The sequence below is a fragment of the Vibrio splendidus genome (genome assembly GCF_002873455.1).
In the GTDB taxonomy this organism is placed as follows: Bacteria; Pseudomonadota; Gammaproteobacteria; order Enterobacterales; family Vibrionaceae; genus Vibrio; species Vibrio splendidus_J.
Genome location: NZ_MCUN01000001.1, coordinates 337,814 through 358,499 on the forward strand (window position 1 = coordinate 337,814; position 20,686 = coordinate 358,499).

Consider the following 20,686-nt stretch of genomic DNA (forward strand, 5'->3'; position numbering starts at 1 on the left):
ATAAGAGCCCAATAATATGCGTTTGAATATACCTAACATTTTGTCCTTACTGAGACTATTTTTGATCCCAGTATTCGTTGTTGTTTTTTACCTACCTTACCAATGGGCTCCTTTTGCTGCTGCAATGGTGTTTTGGGTAGCGGGTTTTACTGACTGGCTAGATGGCATGCTGGCTCGTAAACTCGGGCAAACGTCTCGCTTCGGTGCCTTTATTGACCCTGTAGCGGATAAAGTGCTGGTTGCTACTGCTCTTATCTTAGTTACCGAGCACTATCACTCGATCTGGGTGACTATTCCTGCGGTGACCATGATTGGTCGTGAAATTATCATCTCGGCGCTTCGTGAATGGATGGCTGAAATCGGCAAACGTGCAAGCGTTGCGGTATCTTGGGTTGGTAAAGTGAAAACCGTTTCTCAGATGTTTGCTCTTTGGGTGCTTATCTGGCGATACGACGACTGGATGGTTTGGGTGGGGTACATTGCACTCTATGTTGCAACTGTTCTTACTTACTGGTCAATGGCGCAATACTTGATGGCCGCCAAAGATGATTTGTTAGACGAAAAACATCATTGATGAAGAAGCGAGCTGAGGCTCGCTTTTTTGATCTTTAACCTAAGGTTAAGTTATCAATAGTGGATATATAATGTGATATAGATCGCCTTTGAATGGCCTGTCCACAAAGTCCTTTGCACACAAAGTCAGCTATTTAGCCTGTTTCGTATGAAATCTATTCAAACGAATTAAAAATACAAAAATAATATTGACTCAATCCTCTGAATCCGTAGAATGCATCCCGTACCCAAGAGGATGGCAATAAGCAATTCGATTGGAGTTACTAAGGCGCCTTGGCAGAGTGGCNNAACCCGATGTATCGCTCCAAAATTTGTAATGTTGATTGGCTTCGACATTAAGATGGTGTTTTACTTTTCAGTAATCGGCATCGCAATAAAGAATTGCGTGCCCTGGTGGTGGAATTGGTAGACACAAGGGATTTAAAATCCCTCGGCGTTCGCGCTGTGCCGGTTCAAGTCCGGCCCGGGGCACCATCTATTAAAGTCTACATCTTAACGGATGTAGCAAATGCGATACTAGCTCAGTTGGTAGAGCGCAACCTTGCCAAGGTTGAGGTCATCGGTTCGAACCCGATGTATCGCTCCAAATTAAAAAGCCCGAACAGAAATGTTCGGGCTTTTTGGTTTCTGGATTTTAGCTTTTACGTGTAAGTACTTTGCTTGTTCGAACCCGCACTCAAATTTGATTCCTATCTCAAAACCTTCGCTATCAAATTCGTTTATATCACTTAGCTTTTAGAAGCGAGATTCCCTATGAACTCGTTCCTCGTACTAGGGAATGACGAAAGGGTGCTGAGATCTCAAAGCCCACTAGCAACGTTTGTATACCCGCGTCGTCATCCTCGGGCGTGAGGAACGAGCGGACCGGGGATCTTTTTTAAAGATTCAGTCGGTGATAATTGCAGCAATTCCTCAATCATTGTTCCTATTTCTTAATCCATTATTAAAAACTATTGATAGTTGATTTCACTTCATGTTATTTTTCGGGCAATCTCGGAATGGCGGATGCTCAAAAAGAGCCGTGATTGCTTCTGGGGGATACGCGTAGTGACCATTCTTGCTGATTGGGACATTACGTAGGGTAGGTATCGGCTAATCCTTTAGCTGATAGACGGGATACTTATGGCGCAATTCGCCATGCTAATGGGAAACCCAACATTGAATACACTAATAACAACATTGCTAATCAGCTCTGCATTTCCAAAAGGTCCAGTTCTTCATAGCTGTCCGATACTGCAAAAATGTCCAATTCTTCAAAACAGTAGCATTACTGAACCTTGAGCTCGCGCTAACTAATTTTTGCTGTCCTAAGACGGCCTAATTTCGTATTCGTCATTTGACTTATGCGAGCGTACAGCTATATCTCATTTCTAGACAATACGCGTGTTTCACTATGAATTCTCTCTAAATCAATAGAGGGACGGTGTGCAATTGCGTCTGATGGAGGTGAGTATGAACACATTCAAGGGGATTTTTATGACTACCGCCTTTGAAGTCGATATTAATAATATCGCAAATTCATTTTCAACTTTGGTTCCTATCGTTGAGGGAACTTACGACCTAACACCTGACGCTATTTTGCTTGAACAAGAGCAGCATGAATCGGATGTTCGTTCATACCCAAGACGCCTACCTATTGCTATTAAACGAGCATGTGGTGTTTTAGTTGAAGATACTCGTGGCCAACTCTTTCTCGATTGCTTAGCCGGTGCCGGTACACTTTCTTTGGGTTACAACCACCCTGAAATCAACCAAGCACTTAAAGACCAACTCGATTCAGGTTTGCCATACCAGACTCTTGATATAACGACTCAAGCAAAAGAGACGTTTATCAAGCGAGTTAAAGCGTTTCTCCCTCAAAACTTTTCAACTAACTCGGTTCTTCAATTCTGTGGCCCGTCTGGCGCTGATGCTGTGGAAGCGGCTATCAAGCTCGCCAAGCAAACAACAGGTCGTAACACCATGTTTGCTTTCCGTGGTGCTTACCATGGCATGACGAACGGCACCATGGGCATGATGGGTAACCTTGGCACTAAAGAGCGTCGTAGCGGCTTGATGTCTGACGTACATTTCATGCCTTTCCCATACAACCTTCGCTGCCCGTTTGGCATTGGTGGTGAAGCAGGTGCCAACGCGAGTATTCGTTACATCGAACGTATGTTGAATGACGACGAATCTGGCATCATGAAACCTGCCGCGATGATCGTTGAGCCTGTACAAGGTGAGGGCGGTGTGATTCCAGCTCCGGCATCTTGGCTACAAGGTTTACGTCGCATCTGTGATGAGCATGGCATCCTACTGATTTTTGATGAAATACAGTGTGGTGTGGGTAAAACCGGCCATCGCTTTGCGTTTGAAGAATCAGGCGTTAACCCTGATATTTTATGCTTGTCGAAGGCGATTGGTGGCGGGCTGCCTATGTCGCTGCTTGTATTCGATAAGAGCATTGATACTTGGAAAGCGGGTGAACACACCGGCACATTCCGTGGAAACCAATTAGCTATGGTATCTGGCGCTAAGGCGTTGGAAATCATCGAACGTGATGGTTTGGTTGAGCACGCGAACATCGCAGGCCAATATTTACGTCATGGGCTTGAGATGATTCAATCGCGTGTGAACTGTATTGCTGAAGTCCGAGGTAAAGGCTTAATGCTTGGCACTGAGATCAAGCAACCAAATGGTGAGCTAAACAAGTTTGGCGAACCACAGTCAGACGGCGATCTAACCCTAGCGATTCAACGAGCTGCATTAGAGCGCGGCTTGATGGTTGAAAAGGGTGGTCGTGATGGTTCGGTAATTCGTTTTCTTCCGCCAATGATTATCTCTTTTGAGCAGATCGACTTTGCACTGCGCGTCATGGAAGAAGCGATCATCGCAGCGGGTGGTGGTTTACAACAAGACCAAACACATAGCGAACAAACTAACCAAGAATGGAATAAGCATTTCATCCAGACAGGTTTAGGCGGTAGCGACGAATTTGCTAGCGTGATGAACCAAACCACTCAAGCGATGAAAGCGGTTTTTGAACAGGTTGAAACCCCTTATTCGGGTTTAGATCCAAAAGTGCTAGAAGCTGCTATCAATGCTGTTGATCTCGATAACAATCAACACGCTTTGGTTGATGTTGTAGATAGTACTGCAGATCTTGTCGCTGCGAACTCCATCTTCGTGCAACACCCAGACTGCATTGCGCACCTTCACACTCCTCCTCTTATGGCTTCGGTAGCTGCGGAATCGATTATCGCGGCGTTGAATCAATCAATGGATTCATGGGACCAAGCATCTGCAGCGACTTATGTTGAACAGCGAGTGGTTGATTGGATGTGTGAGAAATACCAACTTGGTGAACAAGCTGACGGTGTTTTCACAAGCGGGGGTACGCAAAGTAACCTAATGGGCTTATTGCTTGCGAGAGACTGGGTTGCCGATAAGTACAATGGCCACTCAATCCAAAAGTTAGGTTTGCCAGAGTACGCGAGCAAACTGCGTATCTTATGTTCAAAGAAATCTCACTTCACGGTTCAAAAATCCGCATCTCTAATGGGATTAGGCGAAGCGGCAGTGTGCTGTGTCGATACCAATGCAAACGGCACCATCAAAGCTGATTTGTTAGATGCAGAAGTGAAAGCACTGAAAGCACAAGGTTTGATTCCTTTTGCTGTGGTTGGTACGGCGGGCACAACCGATCATGGTGCTATCGATGACCTTGATGCGATTGCAGACATCGCAAGCCAGCAAGATCTTTGGTTCCATGTCGACAGTGCATACGGTGGCGCGCTTATTTTAAGTAGCCATAAAGCTCGCCTACAAGGCATCGAAAAAGCAGACTCAGTGAGCGTCGATTTCCACAAGCTTTTCTACCAAACAATCAGCTGTGGTGCGGTGTTGCTCAAAGACAAAGCGAACTTTAAGTACTTACTGCATCACGCAGATTACTTGAACCGCGAGCACGATGAACTACCGAATCTGGTCGATAAATCCATTGCTACCACCAAGCGCTTCGATGCACTGAAAGTCTTCATGACGATGCAAAGCGTTGGGCCAAAGCAATTGGGCTATATGTACGACCATCTCTTAGAGCAGACGCTTGAAGTTGCCGATCTGATTCAGAAGCATGACGATTTCGAGTTGCTTGCTGAGCCGTCACTGTCGACTGTGCTGTTCCGTTCGGTGCCTAGCAATGGGCAATCAGCAAACAGCGTTCTTGATTTAGACAAACTGAATCAGACGTTAAGACTGGAGGCGCTGACTCGTGGCGTTGCCGTTCTTGGCGAAACGGTCGTTGATGGTAAAAGCGCGCTGAAATTTACTATCTTGAACCCGTGCTTAAAGATATCAGATTTCAAATCTCTAATTAACAAAATTCAAACTCTAGCGACTGAGCTAGCAGAACAACAAGGGTAATTAATACTATGGCTATTCTACAAATTGGTGCAGGCGGCGTTGGTTGGGTTGTTGCACATAAAGCAGCACAAAATAACGAAGTACTGGGTGATATTACAATCGCTTCTCGCACAATCGCGAAATGTGAAAAAATCATCGAATCGATCAAAGGTAAAAACAACCTGAAAGATTCAACTAAGAAACTAGAAGCACGTTCAGTAGACGCTGACGATGTTGATGCGCTTGTTGCTTTGATTAAAGAAGTTAAGCCTGATCTTGTGATCAACGCTGGCCCTCCTTGGGTAAACATGGCAATCATGGAAGCGTGTTACCAATCTAAAGTCTCTTACCTAGATACATCGGTAGCGGTTGACCTATGTTCTGAAGGCCAACAAGTACCACAAGCTTACGATTGGCAGTGGGGTTACCGTGAGAAGTTCGCTGAAGCAGGCATCACTGGTATTCTTGGTGCTGGTTTTGATCCAGGTGTGGTATCAATCTTTGCTGCGTACGCGGTTAAGCACTTGTTCGATGAGATTGATTCAATTGACGTGATGGACGTGAATGCTGGCGACCACGGCAAGAAGTTTGCGACGAACTTTGACCCAGAAACCAACATGCTTGAGATCCAAGGCGACTCTTTCTACTGGGAAAATGAAGAGTGGAAACAAGTACCTTGTCACTCTCGTATGCTTGAGTTTGAATTCCCGAACTGTGGCTCTCACAAAGTGTACTCAATGGCGCACGATGAAGTTCGTTCAATGAAAGAGTTCATCCCAGCTAAGCGTATCGAATTCTGGATGGGCTTTGGTGATGCATACCTGAACTACTTCAACTGCATGCGTGATATCGGCCTTCTTAGCCCTGATCCGCTAACATTGCACGATGGCACTGTGGTTCAGCCTCTACATGTTCTTAAAGCATTACTGCCAGATCCAACGTCTCTAGCTCCGGGTTACACGGGTTTAACGTGTATCGGTACTTGGGTTCAAGGTAAGAAAGACGGTAAAGAGCGTAGCGTGTTCATTTACAACAACGCAGACCACGAAGTGGCTTACGAAGACGTAGAACACCAAGCAATCTCTTACACTACGGGTGTTCCTGCGATTACTGCTGCACTTCAGTTCTTCCGTGGCGAATGGGCTGATAAAGGCGTGTTCAACATGGAACAGCTAAACCCAGACCCGTTCCTAGCAACCATGCCGGAAATCGGTCTAGATTGGCACGTTCAAGAGCTAGAGCCGACGCAAGGTCTGCCTCTGATCCATACTTTGAAGTAATTTCTGGCTCTTTGCCCTCGTCGCGTTGTCCATCGTGCTCATTTACGTTCGTAAACTCCGCGCGATGTCCTAGCGACAAGGTCAAAGCTCTGCGAATTCCATTCAAAGTCATATGATTGACGAGAACGTATAATTACAAGCCGATGCCGTTGCGTCGGCTTTGTTCGATTATCATGTGCCTTCGTGAACTCGAGGGCCGTAAGGTATTAACATGCAAAACAACGAACTAAAAACGCCTTATTTCATGATCAACGAAGAAAAGTTGATTACGAATTTAGAGATAGCTAAACAGCTGAGAGAGATTTCAGGTGTGAAGCTGGTATTGGCACTCAAGTGTTTCTCGACATGGGGTGTGTTTGACATCATCAAACCTTACCTCGATGGCACGACAAGCTCTGGTCCATACGAAGTGAAGCTTGGTCATGAAACTTTCGGTGGTGAAACGCACGCTTACAGTGTCGGTTACAGCGAAGATGACGTGAGAGAAGTTGCTGACATCTGCGATAAGATGATCTTCAACTCGCAAAGCCAATTCGAAGCTTACCGTCATATTGTTGAAGGCAAAGCGTCGCTGGGTTTACGTCTAAATCCGGGCGTAAGCTACGCAGGACAAGACTTGGCAAACCCTGCGCGTCAATTCTCGCGTTTGGGCGTACAAGCTGACCATATCAAGTCTGAAATCTTTGATGAGATTAATGGCGTGATGTTCCACATGAACTGTGAGAACAAAGACGTCGATGCCTTTATTGGTTTGCTTGATTCAATCTCAGAACAATTTGGTGAGCATTTAGATAAATTGGACTGGGTGAGCATGGGCGGTGGTGTGTTCTTCACATGGCCGGGCTATGACATTGAAAAGCTTGGTCTTGCGCTAAAAGCCTTCTCTGAAAAGCACGGCGTGCAGATGTACCTTGAGCCGGGTGAAGCGATCATCACTAAAACAACTGACTTGGTTGTGACAGTGGTTGATATCGTAGAGAATGTGAAGAAAACGGCGATTGTGGATTCAGCTACCGAGGCACACCGCCTTGATACGCTTATCTATAATGAACCAGCATCGGTATTAGAAGCCTCAGAAACAGGCAGTCACGACTATGTGATTGGTTCATGTTCATGCTTGGCTGGCGACCAGTTCTGCGAAGCGAGCTTTGATGAGCCGCTGAAAATTGGTCAAAAGCTGCATCTGTTGGACAGTGCTGGTTACACCATGGTGAAACTGAACTGGTTTAACGGTCTTAAAATGCCTTCAATCTACTGCGAGCGAAGCAATGGCGACGTTCAAAAGTTGAATGAGTTTGGCTATGAAGACTTCAAACGTTCTCTGTCACAGTGGTCAGTTAAGTAGCTGAGCCATAAGTTCAGAACAATAAAAAGAGCAGCCGATGAGCTGCTCTTTTTGATTTTGGATATAACTGTTAGTGACAACAAACCGTCAGCGACAACAAACGTTAATTACAACAGCTGGGCACTAGTACTTAACTTTCAATCATCACTCGAGTGTCTTCGCTGAGGGTTTCTAGTTCATTGACCACGTCATCTATTAGAACTTCAATTGGCAGTTTAACAGCGATCTTGGACGTAAATAGGCTTGAGCTAACGCCACCACCACCGGCGATGAAGACTCGGTGACAATCCATATCGAGAATGCTAATACCTTGTCTATCTAGGACATGTGTCACTTCGTTGACGATGCCTGCTCGGTCGTTAGAATCGAGTCGTAAGTGATGTATTGTATCTTGAACATTATGTATATGGTCTGAATCGACAAACTGTACAATGAGGTCAGGGTTGGCGCTAAAGGCGTCTTTCACTACCGATTCGTTGATGGCTGGAAGTTGAACTTTTAGTACGCCTGCGACTTGGTCTTCAATAAAGTTAACTTTACTGATGAGCCATTTTCCGTCGTTTTCGTGAGTAACCGCAGCAAGTTGCTTGATTGTTGCTGGTGATGCTTTTCCGATAAAGTTTACGATAAATGTACTGTTCATATCAGCCCCCAAAGTCTCAATTAATCGTTGTTAATTAAATGTTTGATATCACGCGATAAAGTTCTTTAATTTCAGTGTAGAAGTTTACATCGAACAATGTTTGACCTGCGTCAATTTTTGAAACTAAGCTGTGATACAAAAAAAGAGAATGAAGAGTAGGGCACAAAAAAAGCGGCTAGAGAGCCGCTTTTTAGAAATGTTGTCGCTTTTATTAGGAACGCAGTAACTTATAACTCCGAGACTGAAAGTCGAATTAGAACGTTACTTTAAAGTTCATACCAACAAATTGAGAATCGTATCGTGCGCCAGCATCGTAGGCAAATCTAGCGGCATCTTGGTTATCCCACCAAGGGTTAGTATTCAGATTAACTTCTGCGTCACCACCCCAAGCGTCACTTACCCAATAGTGGATATGGCCAACAGGGTTTAGGAAGAATAGAGAAACATCACCCATAGTTTGAGAACCCATCACCTCACCGCCAGAAGAGACAATATCTTGTTCCGCTTCTAACATCATTTCACCAACAACTGCACCAAAGAAAGGTGTGATGAAGAGATCTTGCCATGAAGGTACTTCAGCAAACGCTTCTACGCCGTATTCCCAGAAGAAGGTCGACATTGTCCAAGAGTATAAGAACGACTCAAACTCGTCATAACCAGCATGTCGAGCTGCGGTGTAGTAAACACCACCGAAATACGGGTGCATTACGTAGTTTAGGAAGTGTTCGTCACGGTCCCATACTGGGCCTTCAGAAACATTATCTTTCCACTTTTTACCTAGTGCGCTGATATCACGTTGGTCATCATCCCACTTAGTGATACTTTCAGGTAACAGAGTCATTAGACCCACGGTTGCGACACTTAAGCCAAGAATGGTGTAGGTTTGGCCCATCAAGTAATCCCAATCTTTGCCATCGCTGACAGTCAGGTAGATTGGTTGTTTGTCGATTGTTAGATCGTACTGATCGCTTGATTCGCTTAGTGCATAGTTCTTGCTAGGCTTGTAGGTGTACAAGCTTTCATTAACACAGTAATCTTGAGCACATTCATCCGAGTAAGAAAGGTTGATTGGCTGGTCGAAGTCGTATTGGCTTGCAACCGAGTTAACTGACATTAGCATTGAAAATGCAGCAGTAACCTTCATTAGTAACGGTGATTTGGCCACAAGGGTCTCCATGAGAAGTTAAGAATTGATCCGAGTCACAATTATCTATTAAATGCCTGATTTAGGGAACTAATAATTTATTGCTTTTCCTAAGAAAACCTTAGATTTAACATTATTAATATTTGTGAAAAGGTGAAATGTCTCAAACTCAACCATAGACCAGTTTGTAAATAATGCAGTGTCTTTTTATGACCACAAAGGATAGAAATATGACGAAAATCGCAATGTTAAGCACTGGTGAAGAAGTTCTTCATGGAGACATTGTAGACACAAACGCCGCTTGGATGTCTGCTGAGTTTTATCAGCACGGTTTTGCCCTAGCGAAACGTTCGACTGTGGGTGACCAAATGAATGCTCTAGTTGAAGAACTGCTGATGCTGAGTTTTAACTATGATGTGGTTATCGTTAATGGTGGTTTAGGGCCTACGACTGATGATATGAGTGCGGCGGCGGCGGCGGTAGCTTCAGAGCAGAAACTCGTCATGTTTCCTGAATGGCTAACTCGTATGGAAGAGATGTTTTCCGGACGCGGTATGCCGATGCCTGATAGCAACCTTAAACAAGCTTTGTTACCCGTGAGTTCAGAGATTGTCGATAATCCAGTGGGCACTGCTTGCGGCTTTAAATTAAAAATCAACGATGCAACTTTCTATTTCACACCGGGTGTGCCGAGTGAATTCAAACGTATGGTGACGTTTGAGATCCTTCCTGATTTGTCGCGTATCTATCCTCAAGTGGTTGCCTCTGAATGCAGTCGACTGTTTACGTTTGGGTTGTCTGAATCGGGCATCTCTGATGTGTTAGATCAGCTTAAGCTTCCTGTAGGCTATGAACTTGGCTACCGTTCTTATCTGCCGTTTATTGAGGTCAAACTGTTTGGTCCTAAGGCGGACTTAGAGACTCGGGTTAAGTTACTGCAAATGGTTTACAAGCTGCTAGAGAGCAATGTCGTCAGTGTTGATGAACCTATGATTGACCATATTGGCCATATTATGGCTGAGAAAAAGAAGACGTTATCAGTGTCTGAGGTGTCGACCAAAGGTGCTCTGTCAGCGTGGCTGCAATTGAATGAGCAGGTTGAAGATTGCTTCGGGCATTCGTGGGTTATGGCCGAGCCAAAAGAGAGCGAACTTGAAAAAAGCGATCCATTAGCCGCAACCTTTGCACTGGCTGGAGCAACAAGAGAGAAGTGCGGAACTGAACTGGCTTTGGTTACTGGCAAGTTGGAAGGCAATACATTCAGCGTTGCATTGTCGACTGAAGCGGGAGAGTGGGGTCAGGTACTTGAGTTTTATCGCCAGTACTCGCGTGAAGACCAACGCAACGTGATTAAGACAGTTGCCGCCGATATGCTGAGAAGGCATTTAGACAATAAACCGATGTTTGGCACTTACTCTTCGGTTAAGCGATTGAAAGACATGTTTATTCCTTCCGCCATAATCAAGTAAGCAGGTCTTGTCAGTTACCTAGTTTTCTGAACCAACGTTAGATCAGAACAAATAAAAAGGCCCAACATCCAAATAGGTGTTGGGCCTTTAGTTTATCTAGCCTTCTAGATAATCAAACAAGCAGCGATGTTTACACGTAACTCATGTCTGTAAGAACTTGATTACAAACCGCTTGTCATATGTAGGCTGTAGAACAAACCACGGCCGACTAACTCTGAAGCCAAGAACAATGCTAATGCTAAGCCAAGGTTAACTGGGTTCACTTTTGCTTTGTTCAGCATAGGTAGAATCCAAATCAACAAGCTTGCCATCAGCAATGCCACTTGAAGAATCACATAGCTACCTAAACCATCGACTAACTCAGAAGCTTTTGCCGCTGAAGTTTGGATGTCACCGATTAGGTTCAGTTTTCCTACTGTCACAAGCAAGCTGATAGCAACTGCGATAACAGCCAGCATGGTGATGTTTCGGTCAACCGTAAAGCGGCTGTCATTTGCGAATACAATCACAAACTGAGAGAGCAGCAAGCCGCCCACAACCATGGTCATGATGAAGCTCAATGGCGTGTAGATGTTGTCCCACGTAGGTACTGTATTGATCATGTATACGTTGATCATCGCGAACATGAAGATAACACCCAACACCATCGCGCCAACCATCAGTGCTTTCTGGATCGCTACGCCACCTTTCTTAAGCACAGACAATAGCCATTGCAAGCCACCGACAGCAAAAAATGCTGCACCGAAGAACACTTCGTTAGACAACCAAGCTGAGCCTAGTTGGTTAAAAGCGTTAAACGCGCGCAGTGGGGAGCCAAGGTGTGTTGTCGAGAACATGAAGCCAAGCCCCATCAGTGCCCATAGAATGAACATTGGAACCTTGTAGCTGTTCAGCTTCTCTTCGTCATGCCCAAGTACCAGTGCACGTGCGCCAATCAGTAAGTAACCACCAACCGCAGTTTGTGCTAGCACCGTAAAGAAGATTAAAGACCACTCATGAAAAATCATCTTACACCTCCTTCGGGTTTGCTAGGTGACCACTGGTATCGCCAGTCGGCTTCGCGTTTTTGTTCAGCTTAATCACGATGTTTGGCAGCGTTTCTGTTGAAGATGGCAGTGGCGCCACATCCGCCCCAGAACCGTATTTCTCGCGAAGTGTATTGATTTCGCCAAACTCCAATGCACGAAGTGGGCAAGACTCAACACAGATAGGCTGTTTGCCTTCAGAAACACGTTGGTAACAACCATCGCATTTAGTCATGTGACCTTTCTTAGCATTGTATTGTGGTGCGCCGTAAGGACACGCATTGCTACAGTGCTGACAACCAATACAAACGCTCTCATCAACCACAACCAAACCGTCTTCATCACGCTTGTGCATTGCGCCCGAAGGACACACTTTCACACACGCTGGGTTAGTACAGTGGTTGCAAGCGATAGAAAGGTAGTAAGAAAAGACATCTTTCTGAACCCAGGTGTAGCCATCTTGAGTGAAGCCACTACCGGCGTATTCGTATACGCGGCGGTAGTTCGTTTTGATGTCTAGATCGTTATAATCTTTACAAGCAAGCTGACAGGTTTTACAACCCGTGCATTTACTTGAATCAATGTAAAAGCCGTATTGTTTCATTCCAACCTACCTTATGCTTTGTTTAGCGCTTTGATTTGAACTAGGTTTGTATGCTGAGGGTTACCCTTAGCAAGTGGACTCGGGCGCTGAGTGGTCAGCACATTAATAGAGCCCGCATGGTCGATCTTCTGACCATCTGGTGCATACCATGCACCTTCGCCTAGTGCGACAACTCGAGGAAGAATCCTAGGTGTCACTTTCGCTGGAATATGAACTTCGCCACGGTCGTTGAAAATACTCACCATGTCGCCGCTTTCGATACCACGTTCTTTTGCATCGATTGGGTTGATCCACAATTCTTGTGGTGCTGCTGCTTTGATTTCTGCAACGTTGCCGTAAGTTGAGTGAGTACGAGCCTTATAGTGGAAACCGGTTAGCTGAAGTGGGTACTTCTCTGCGAGTGGATCGTTATGACCTTCAAAAGAGTCCGCGTAAATCGGAAGTGGGTGAATCACTTCATCTTCTTTCAGCTTCCAAGTCTTCGCGATATCAGCTAACTGCTCAGAATAGATCTCGATCTTGCCACTTGGTGTTGTCAGTGGGTTCGCTTCTGGATCGTTACGGAAGTCTTCGTAAGCGATGTAGTGGTGGTCGTAGCTACGCTTGTAGATACCCAGCTCTTTCATCTCTTCGAAGGTTGGAAGTGTTGGGTCGTTCTTACGAGTTTCAGCGTAAAGGTGTTCAACCCATTGCTCTTGTGTACGACCTTCAGTGAACTCTTTTTCCACACCCATGCGCTTCGCCAATTGAGAGCACATTTCATAGATAGATTTCGCTTCGAATTGAGGCTCGATCGCTTTCTGCGCGAAGATGAAGTAAGGCATGTTCGCTGCTTTACCATCCATACACCAGTCGTCTTGCTCTGATGTTGTTAAATCAGGCAAGATGATGTCAGCGTATTTCGCAGAAGACGTCATGTGGTTATCGACCACAACAATCATTTCACACGCACTTTCATCTTGAAGAATAGCGTGAGTTTTATTGATGTCTGAGTGCTGATTAATAAGACAGTTACCCGCGTAGTTCCAGATCATCTTGATTGGATTTTTAAGGCGCTCTGCACCGCGAACACCATCAGTCACGTCAGTCATTTCATGGTGACGGTAAATAGCGTCAGTCCACATGAACATTGAAATTGAAGTTTCAACTGGATTTGGCACTGTAGGGAAGCGAACAAAAGGAATGTTGATGTCGCTTTCACGAGCACCTGTAGAACCTCCTGATACACCAACAGAACCTGTTAGCAGCGACAGCATTGCGATTGCACGACAAGCTAGCTCACCGTTTGCAGTGCGTTGTAAGCCCCAACCTTGATGGATTGCACATGGTTTTGCAGTGCCCATTTCACGACCAAGCTTAACGATGGTATCAACTGGAATACCCGTGATCTTAGAAGCCCATTCAGGTGTTTTCACTACGCCATCTTCACCTAAACCTAGGATGTAAGATTTGTAGTCGCTGTTCTTAGGCGCTGATGCAGGTAATGTCTTCTCATCGTAACCGACACAGTATTTGTCTAGGAACGGTTGATCGACAAGGTCTTCTGTAATCATCACATGCGCAAGGCCTGCAACCAATGCAGCATCAGTAGATGGACGAATTGGGATCCATTGATCTTCGCGGCCGCCAGCAGTATCGGTGTAACGAGGGTCAATGATGATCGTTCTTGCGTTCGACTTGTTTTTGCTTTCTACATAGTGGTGGATCAGACCGCCGCCAGACATACGGGTCTCGGCAGGGTTATTACCAAACTGAACATTAAGTTTCGTGTTCTCTAAGTCAGAGAAAGAGTTGTTGTTTGCCCAACCACCGTAGGTGTAGCTCAAGCCTTTCGCAATTTGCGCCGTTGAGTAGTCTCCGTAATGGTTGAGGTAACCACCACTTAGGTTCATGAGACGGGCAATCAGCGTTTGTGCTGGTGGCCAAGACTTAGTCACCGTGCCGCCAAGCGTGCCTGTACCGTAGTTTAGGTAGATGGTGTCGTTACCATAGTCTTTGATAAGGCGTTGCATGGTGCCAGCAACTTCATCGTAAGCTTCTTCCCAGCTAATGCGTTTGAATTTACCTTCACCACGTTTACCAACACGTTTCATTGGGTATTTCAGGCGATCTGGGTTGTAAACACGGCGGCGCATAGAGCGACCACGTAGACAAGCACGAACTTGGTGATGACCGTATTCGTCAGTACCAGTGTTGTCGGTTTCTACGTATTTGATTTCGCCGTTTTGCACATGCATACGTAATGGGCAACGAGATCCACAGTTTACAGTACATGCACTCCATACGATTTTCTCATCCACATTCTCAGCAACAGCAGCCGCTACTGGTTTGGATTTGAAAGGTAAAGCGATACCGCCCGCAAGTGCGGCTGCGCTACCTACCGCAGAAGAAGCTTTCATGAAGCCTCTTCGAGTAAGATTCATTACCCCAGATTCTTTCTTATTCGTCATTCTAAGATGCCTTTTGTTATTGATGGCTAGCACTTTATAGGTAGTTTTGTTTTTGTGTTTTAATTTTTAAATATGGATTGATAGGCATCAAATAAGTGTTGAATTTAAACCTTATGAATTAAATGTATAAATTAGATCAAAGAATGAAATGGATTAATTAATATAATTATCGTTAAAACCAATTACGGTATAAATAATAATGATTATCGATACGCACAAATTATTGGGTTCGCTATTTTATCAAGCGACAAGTAAAGAACTGTTGATCACCATTGTCGAAGCTTTGGTGGAGAGTGAAGTACTATCAGAAGAATGTTTACTGGCACTGAAAAGTGAGCAGGAAGATGAGCTAGTTGTAGAGTTTAGCCGCCTGTTTGAAGGCGTTGGCGACATGCCTGCGCCACCTTGGGGTTCGGTATATTTAGATAAAGACCGCGTTGTGTTTGGCGCATCGACTGTAGAATATCGCAAGTTCTTGGAATTGAATCAGATACAGTTAGACACTGGATTAAGAGAGCCAGAGGATCAATTTGGTTTAATGCTATTCGCCCATGCGTATTTGTTAGAAAATAATAATATTGATTCAGCGTGTGAATTGTTAGGATCCCATTTATTAACTTGGTCTCCTGTTTATTTAGAAAGATTAAATACAGCATCAGAACTATCTTTTTATAAGAAGCTATCAACTGATGTAATAGACTGGCTTAAATACCTAACATCTGAATATAAAATAAACGTTGTTCCTAAAACGTTATATATCGACTAATGCCTGAACAAATAAATTCAAATAGACGTGGCTTCTTAACTCGACTTTCCAAACCGGTTACAGCTGCAGTGAACTATGAAGAGAAGTCACAGCGCTTGTATGCAAGGCCACCAAGAGCGGTCGATGAGGTGCTGTTTGAGCGTCTCTGTGACGGTTGTGGTTTATGCGAACAAGCGTGTCCAAATAGTGTTATTGAGATGCTAGAGGGCAGTGCGCTGCTGAATTTGGATTACAACAGTTGTTCGCTGTGTGATAAGTGCAGTGGAGTGTGCCCGACTGGCGCACTTCATCCAACGGTCACGCCTTATATCGACTTCAAGCCTAGCTTTGCTGATAGCTGTAACAATTACATGCAAATGGATTGTAATACGTGCCAAACCGCTTGTTCAGCAAGTGCGATTCAAATCGAAGCTGGGGAGTTGCCTACTTTAGATAAAGACAAGTGTAATGGCTGTGGAGAGTGTCGAAGCGCTTGTTACATTGGCTCAGTGACTTTGAACCTTATTCGGCAGTAAACGTCAGGTTTCGCGAGATGGAAGCCACAAGGATGACTTTGGTTTGGTGATAGGCGAGTCGTATCAAATACCTAAAGACATAAATAGAAAAAGGGTCCGCATTCCAAGAGAAGGCGGACCCTTTTTAGTTCTTATATTCTTTAAATAAGAAGAACTTAAATCAATAATGCGGTAAATAAAAACAGCTTATGCGCGTTTCTGTTTACTTCTGTGAATCACGTTACTCAGCGATAAATCGGTTTTTGCTTTGCAGATGCATGGCAAAATTTCATCGCCTTGTGTGTAAGCCATAGCAAAACCAACGTACTCAACTTCACCCGAATCCAACGTACAGCGGCAAGCGCCACAGTGCCCATCTCGGCAGTTGTATTCTGGTTCTAAGCCCGCTTGTTCCATCGTTTCCAATAGAGTATTCGACGGGTTAGATTCAATCGAAGTCAGCTTGTTGATTTTGATTGTTGGCATTACAGCTCAAATCCTTCAAAGTCGTCAGCTTTTACTTCGTTGTCGATTTGGCCAACTAGGTAAGAACTGATTTCAGCTTCTTGTGGAGCAACTTGAACGTTATCTGAAGACAACCAAGCGTTGATCCATGGAATTGGGTTCGATGTTGCTTCTGGGTAAGCGGTACCTAGACCAACAGCCTGCATACGGATGTTCGTAATGTATTCAACGTATTGGCAAAGAATATCTTTGTTTAGGCCAATCATAGAGCCATCTTTGAATAGGTATTCTGCCCACTCTTTCTCTTGCTCAGCCGCTTCTTTGAATAGGTCGAAACACTCTTGCTTACACTCTTCTGCGATCTGCATGAATTCGAAGTCATCTTGGCCATTACGCAGCAAGTTGATCATGTGCTGTGTGCCAGTAAGGTGAAGTGCTTCATCGCGAGCGATTAGCTTGATGATCTTCGCGTTACCTTCCATCAGCTCACGCTCAGCGAATGCGAATGAACATGCAAAACTTACGTAGAAACGAATCGCTTCCAGTGCGTTTACAGACATTAGACATACGTAAAGCTTCTTCTTCAGGTCGTGAAGTGAAATCTTAACGTCTTCGCCGTTGATGTTGTGGTTACCTTCGCCGTAGCGGTGGTAGTCAGCAGTCAGCTTGATTAGGTCGTCGTAGTAAAACGCGATGTCTTTCGCACGTTTCAGGATCTCTTCGTTTTCAACGATATCGTCAAATACTACGCCTGGATCATTCACGATGTTACGGATGATGTGCGTGTATGAACGAGAGTGAATCGTTTCAGAGAATGACCATGTCTCAATCCAAGTTTCAACTTCTGGCAGTGATACCAAAGGAAGTAGGGCAACGTTAGGGCTGCGGCCTTGGATTGAATCTAGAAGTGTTTGGTACTTCAGGTTAGAGATGAAGATGTGCTTTTCATGCTCAGGAAGCTTGTTGTAGTCGATACGGTCGCTAGACACGTCTACTTCTTCTGGACGCCAGAAGAAAGAAAGTTGCTTCTCGATCAATTTTTCGAAGATTTCGAATTTTTGTTGGTCGTAACGTGCCACGTTTACCGACTGACCTAAGAACATTGGTTCTTTTAGTTGGTCATTTTTTTGTTGAGAAAAAGTACTGTAAGCCATAAATGCCTCAAATCTTTTAAAGATCCGCAATAAAACGGACCCTGTTAATGCTTTAAACCCAGAGAAGATAACTTCTCTGGGGTCTTAATGTTTATTGCGGTTTAGATCTTACAACCGCCGCCTTCACAATCTTCTTCCGGTACTTGAACTGCATCGCCTTGGTCGTCTTTAGCACCATCACGCGTGTTATGGTAGTAAAGTGTCTTAACACCGTACTTGTACGCTGTTAGCAAGTCTTTAAGCAGTTGCTTCATTGGTACTTTACCGCTGTCGTAAACACTTGGATCATAGTTAGTGTTTGCAGAGATAGCTTGGTCAACGAATTTTTGCATGATACCTACTAAGTGCAGGTAACCATCGTTAGTGCCAATGTTCCAAAGTAGCTCGTAGTTCTCTTTAAGATTTAGGAAATCAGGAACAACCTGCTTCAGGATGCCGTCTTTCGACGCTTTAACTGATACATAACCACGTGGTGGCTCGATACCATTAGTCGCGTTCGAGATTTGAGACGAAGTCTCAGAAGGCATAAGCGCTGTCAGTGTAGAGTTGCGAAGACCGTGCTCCATGATCTCTTCACGTAGCGTGTCCCAATCATAGTGCAGTGGCTCTTCACATACTAAGTCGATATCTTTTTTGTAAGTATCGATTGGCAGTAGGCCTTTCGCGTAGTTGGTCTCGTGGAAAGATGGGCAACGACCTTGCTCTTTCGCTAGGTCAACAGACGCTTTTAGCAAGTGGTATTGAATTGCTTCAAAAGTACGGTGAGTCAGGGCATTTGCACTGCCATCAGAGTACTTAACACCATTCTTCGCTAGGTAGTATGCGTAGTTGATTACACCTACACCTAGAGTACGACGGTTCATTGTCGACTTACGAGCTGCTGGAAGCGGGTAGTCTTGGTAATCAAGTAGTGCATCAAGTGCACGAACAACCAGTTCAGAAAGTTCAGCTAAGTCGTCTAGCTCGTTGATTGCGCCTAGGTTGAACGCAGACAGTGTGCATAGTGCAATCTCACCTTCGTCATCTTCTACGTTAGAAAGCGGCTTAGTTGGTAGTGCGATCTCTAGACATAGGTTCGATTGACGAACAGGTGCTACTTCAGAATCAAACGGGCTGTGTGTATTACAGTGGTCAACGTTCTGAATGTAGATACGACCAGTAGAAGCACGCTCTTGCATTAGCAGAGAGAAAAGCTCAACGGCTTTAACAGTCTCACGCTTCACTGAAGGATCGTTTTCGTACTTCACGTAAAGTGCTTCAAAACGCTCTTGGTTTTCGAAGAACGCGTCGTAAAGGCCAGGTACGTCAGAAGGTGAGAACAAGCTGATGTTGCCACCTTGAACAAGACGAGAGTACATAAGCTTATTCAGCTGTACGCCGTAATCCATGTGACGAACACGGTTCTCTTCAACGCCGCGGTTGTTTTTCAGTACTAATAGAGACTGAACTTCACCGTGCCATAGTGGGTAGAACACCGTTGCTGCACCGCCACGAACACCACCTTGAGAACAACATTTAACAGCTGTTTGGAAGTATTTGTAGAAAGGGATACAGCCAGTATGGAACGCTTCGCCATTACGGATTTCAGAACCAAGCGCACGAATACGACCTGCGTTGATACCAATACCAGCACGTTGAGATACGTAACGAACAATTGAGCTTGCTGTTGCGTTGATTGAATCAAGGCTGTCACCACACTCAATCAGTACACATGAACTGAATTGACGAGTAGGCGTACGTACACCAGACATAATTGGTGTAGGTAGAGAAATCTTAAACGTAGACGAGGCGTCGTAAAAACGTTTGATGTAGTCAAGACGAGTCGATTTCGGGTATTTACCGAATAAACACGCAGCAACTAAAATGTAAAGGAACTGAGCACTCTCATAGATTTCTTTTGTTACACGGTTCTGTACGAAGTATTTACCTTCAAGCTGCTTAACCGCCGCGTAAGAAAAGTTTAAGTCACGCTTGTGGTCGATGTACGCGTCAAGCTCTTCGAATTCAGCTTTCGTGTAGTCTTCCATTAGGTGGCTATCGTATTTACCCATATCAACCAGTTTTGCAACGTGGTCATAAAGTGCAGGCGGCTCGTATTCACCGTACGCTTTTTTACGTAGGTGGAAGACAGACAGACGTGCTGCTAGATATTGGTAATCAGGAGTCTCTTCAGAGATTAAATCCGCTGCTGACTTGATGATTGTCTCATGAATGTCAGTCGTGGTGATGCCATCGTAAAACTGAATGTGAGCTTTCAATTCTACTTGTGATACAGAAACATTGTGCAAGCCTTCAGCTGCCCATGTAATCACGCGATGGATTTTCTCTAAATCGATGGTTTCTTTACGTCCGTTACGCTTAGTAACAGTAAGTTGTTGGTTCATTCTGCTTAATTTCCCTAACAAAACTGAACAAGGCCGTGTTTTTGTGTGTTTCTGTGTAATTTTTGTAAATTACGTTTCGGCTTTGTGATCTTGGTCTACCCATATATTGTAGCTCAAACACTACATGTAGGGGTTATTTGTTTGTTGGGTTACAAGATAGTGCTACAACTGATATTTTTCAAGGTAAAGAAATGGGAGTACTTGTGGATAAGTGGTGAATTGAAAAAAAACTGTAAGTGACCACTAACTGATGAAGATAGATGTGACTTGATTGTATAAAAGTCGGCTTTTAATGATGCTTTATTTTTGCACGCTCATAAAAAAAAATCCCTTGATCTTTGAGCAAAACAGGCGATGGATTTTGGGTGATTAAATTTAAAACGAGGTGCTCAAAATGGAAGCTAGCGCACGAAATTTAGACTGAAAAAAGTCGCAAACTTATGTTAATTGCAACTCTTTTCATTCGTCATTTTTACAAAATATTTTACGGTGGGGCTACCGATATCT

At 44.5% G+C, this 20,686-nt stretch carries 15 protein-coding genes and 2 tRNA genes; 9 read left to right on the top strand and 8 right to left on the bottom strand.

Annotated elements, in window-relative coordinates; translation table 11 throughout:
* Positions 1-16: 16 nt before the first annotated feature.
* From pgsA to nspC, 6 genes are all read left to right on the top strand, one after another.
* Positions 17-574: a CDP-diacylglycerol--glycerol-3-phosphate 3-phosphatidyltransferase gene (pgsA, locus tag BCU75_RS01440; RefSeq protein WP_086049659.1), complete on the top strand. Its 558-nt coding sequence runs from the start codon at positions 17-19 to the stop codon at positions 572-574.
* Between the two features lie 386 nt (positions 575-960).
* A tRNA-Leu gene (locus BCU75_RS01445) sits at positions 961-1,047 on the top strand.
* Between the two features lie 36 nt (positions 1,048-1,083).
* A tRNA-Gly gene (locus BCU75_RS01450) sits at positions 1,084-1,159 on the top strand.
* An 866-nt stretch (positions 1,160-2,025) separates the two neighbouring features.
* Positions 2,026-4,977: a pyridoxal phosphate-dependent class III aminotransferase gene (locus BCU75_RS01455; protein ID WP_198593383.1), complete on the top strand. Its 2,952-nt coding sequence runs from the start codon at positions 2,026-2,028 to the stop codon at positions 4,975-4,977.
* An 8-nt stretch (positions 4,978-4,985) separates the two neighbouring features.
* A complete protein-coding gene (locus BCU75_RS01460) occupies positions 4,986-6,236 on the top strand; it encodes a carboxynorspermidine synthase (protein WP_102445385.1) in 1,251 nt (416 codons plus the stop codon).
* 211 nt (positions 6,237-6,447) lie between these two features.
* A complete protein-coding gene (gene nspC, locus BCU75_RS01465; RefSeq protein ID WP_102472740.1) occupies positions 6,448-7,581 on the top strand; it encodes a carboxynorspermidine decarboxylase in 1,134 nt (377 codons plus the stop codon).
* Between the two features lie 130 nt (positions 7,582-7,711).
* Here the strand turns inward: nspC and BCU75_RS01470 are convergent, their stop codons facing one another.
* Both BCU75_RS01470 and BCU75_RS01475 read right to left on the bottom strand, forming a co-directional pair.
* Positions 7,712-8,224 carry a glycine cleavage system protein R gene (locus BCU75_RS01470; RefSeq protein WP_076678927.1) on the bottom strand — a complete coding sequence of 171 codons (513 nt, stop codon included), beginning with the start codon at positions 8,222-8,224 and terminating at the stop codon, positions 7,712-7,714.
* 253 nt (positions 8,225-8,477) lie between these two features.
* Positions 8,478-9,389: a DUF3943 domain-containing protein gene (locus BCU75_RS01475; RefSeq protein ID WP_102472741.1), complete on the bottom strand. Its 912-nt coding sequence runs from the start codon at positions 9,387-9,389 to the stop codon at positions 8,478-8,480.
* 209 nt (positions 9,390-9,598) lie between these two features.
* Here BCU75_RS01475 and BCU75_RS01480 point away from each other — a divergent pair, with 209 nt between their 5' ends.
* A complete protein-coding gene (locus BCU75_RS01480) occupies positions 9,599-10,837 on the top strand; it encodes a CinA family nicotinamide mononucleotide deamidase-related protein (RefSeq protein ID WP_102472742.1) in 1,239 nt (412 codons plus the stop codon).
* Between the two features lie 161 nt (positions 10,838-10,998).
* Here BCU75_RS01480 and BCU75_RS01485 read toward each other — a convergent pair whose 3' ends face one another.
* The 3 genes from BCU75_RS01485 to BCU75_RS01495 are packed head-to-tail and all read right to left on the bottom strand — an operon-like array spanning position 10,999 to position 14,916.
* Complete coding sequence (locus BCU75_RS01485; RefSeq protein ID WP_102472743.1) at positions 10,999-11,844, bottom strand: dimethyl sulfoxide reductase anchor subunit family protein; 846 nt, start codon at positions 11,842-11,844, stop codon at positions 10,999-11,001.
* Position 11,845: 1 nt separating this feature from the next.
* The gene (locus BCU75_RS01490) at positions 11,846-12,466 is read right to left on the bottom strand and encodes a DMSO/selenate family reductase complex B subunit (RefSeq protein ID WP_102472744.1); all 621 of its coding nucleotides are present in this window, start codon (positions 12,464-12,466) and stop codon (positions 11,846-11,848) included.
* An 11-nt stretch (positions 12,467-12,477) separates the two neighbouring features.
* On the bottom strand, positions 12,478-14,916 hold the full coding sequence (locus BCU75_RS01495) for a DmsA/YnfE/YnfF family dimethyl sulfoxide reductase (protein WP_102472745.1): 2,439 nt from the start codon (positions 14,914-14,916) through the stop codon (positions 12,478-12,480).
* 199 nt (positions 14,917-15,115) lie between these two features.
* On the opposite strand from BCU75_RS01495, the gene BCU75_RS01500 reads away from it, so the two are divergent.
* On the top strand, positions 15,116-15,682 hold the full coding sequence (locus BCU75_RS01500) for a TorD/DmsD family molecular chaperone (RefSeq protein WP_102472746.1): 567 nt from the start codon (positions 15,116-15,118) through the stop codon (positions 15,680-15,682).
* Complete coding sequence (napF, locus tag BCU75_RS01505) at positions 15,682-16,197, top strand: ferredoxin-type protein NapF (RefSeq protein ID WP_102472747.1); 516 nt, start codon at positions 15,682-15,684, stop codon at positions 16,195-16,197. Before BCU75_RS01500 ends, napF begins: the two co-directional genes overlap by 1 nt.
* A 186-nt stretch (positions 16,198-16,383) precedes the next feature.
* On the opposite strand, the gene yfaE is transcribed toward napF, so the two are convergent.
* The 3 genes from yfaE to nrdA all read right to left on the bottom strand — a co-directional run bounded on the left by yfaE (position 16,384) and on the right by nrdA (position 20,179).
* Positions 16,384-16,662, bottom strand: coding sequence for a class I ribonucleotide reductase maintenance protein YfaE (gene yfaE, locus BCU75_RS01510; RefSeq protein ID WP_017632068.1), 279 nt, complete (start codon positions 16,660-16,662; stop codon positions 16,384-16,386).
* Positions 16,662-17,795 carry a class Ia ribonucleoside-diphosphate reductase subunit beta gene (nrdB, locus tag BCU75_RS01515; protein WP_004733365.1) on the bottom strand — a complete coding sequence of 378 codons (1,134 nt, stop codon included), beginning with the start codon at positions 17,793-17,795 and terminating at the stop codon, positions 16,662-16,664. Before nrdB ends, yfaE begins: the two co-directional genes overlap by 1 nt.
* Before the next feature lie 101 nt (positions 17,796-17,896).
* The gene (gene nrdA, locus BCU75_RS01520; protein WP_076678920.1) at positions 17,897-20,179 is read right to left on the bottom strand and encodes a class 1a ribonucleoside-diphosphate reductase subunit alpha; all 2,283 of its coding nucleotides are present in this window, start codon (positions 20,177-20,179) and stop codon (positions 17,897-17,899) included.
* Positions 20,180-20,686: the final 507 nt, after the last annotated feature.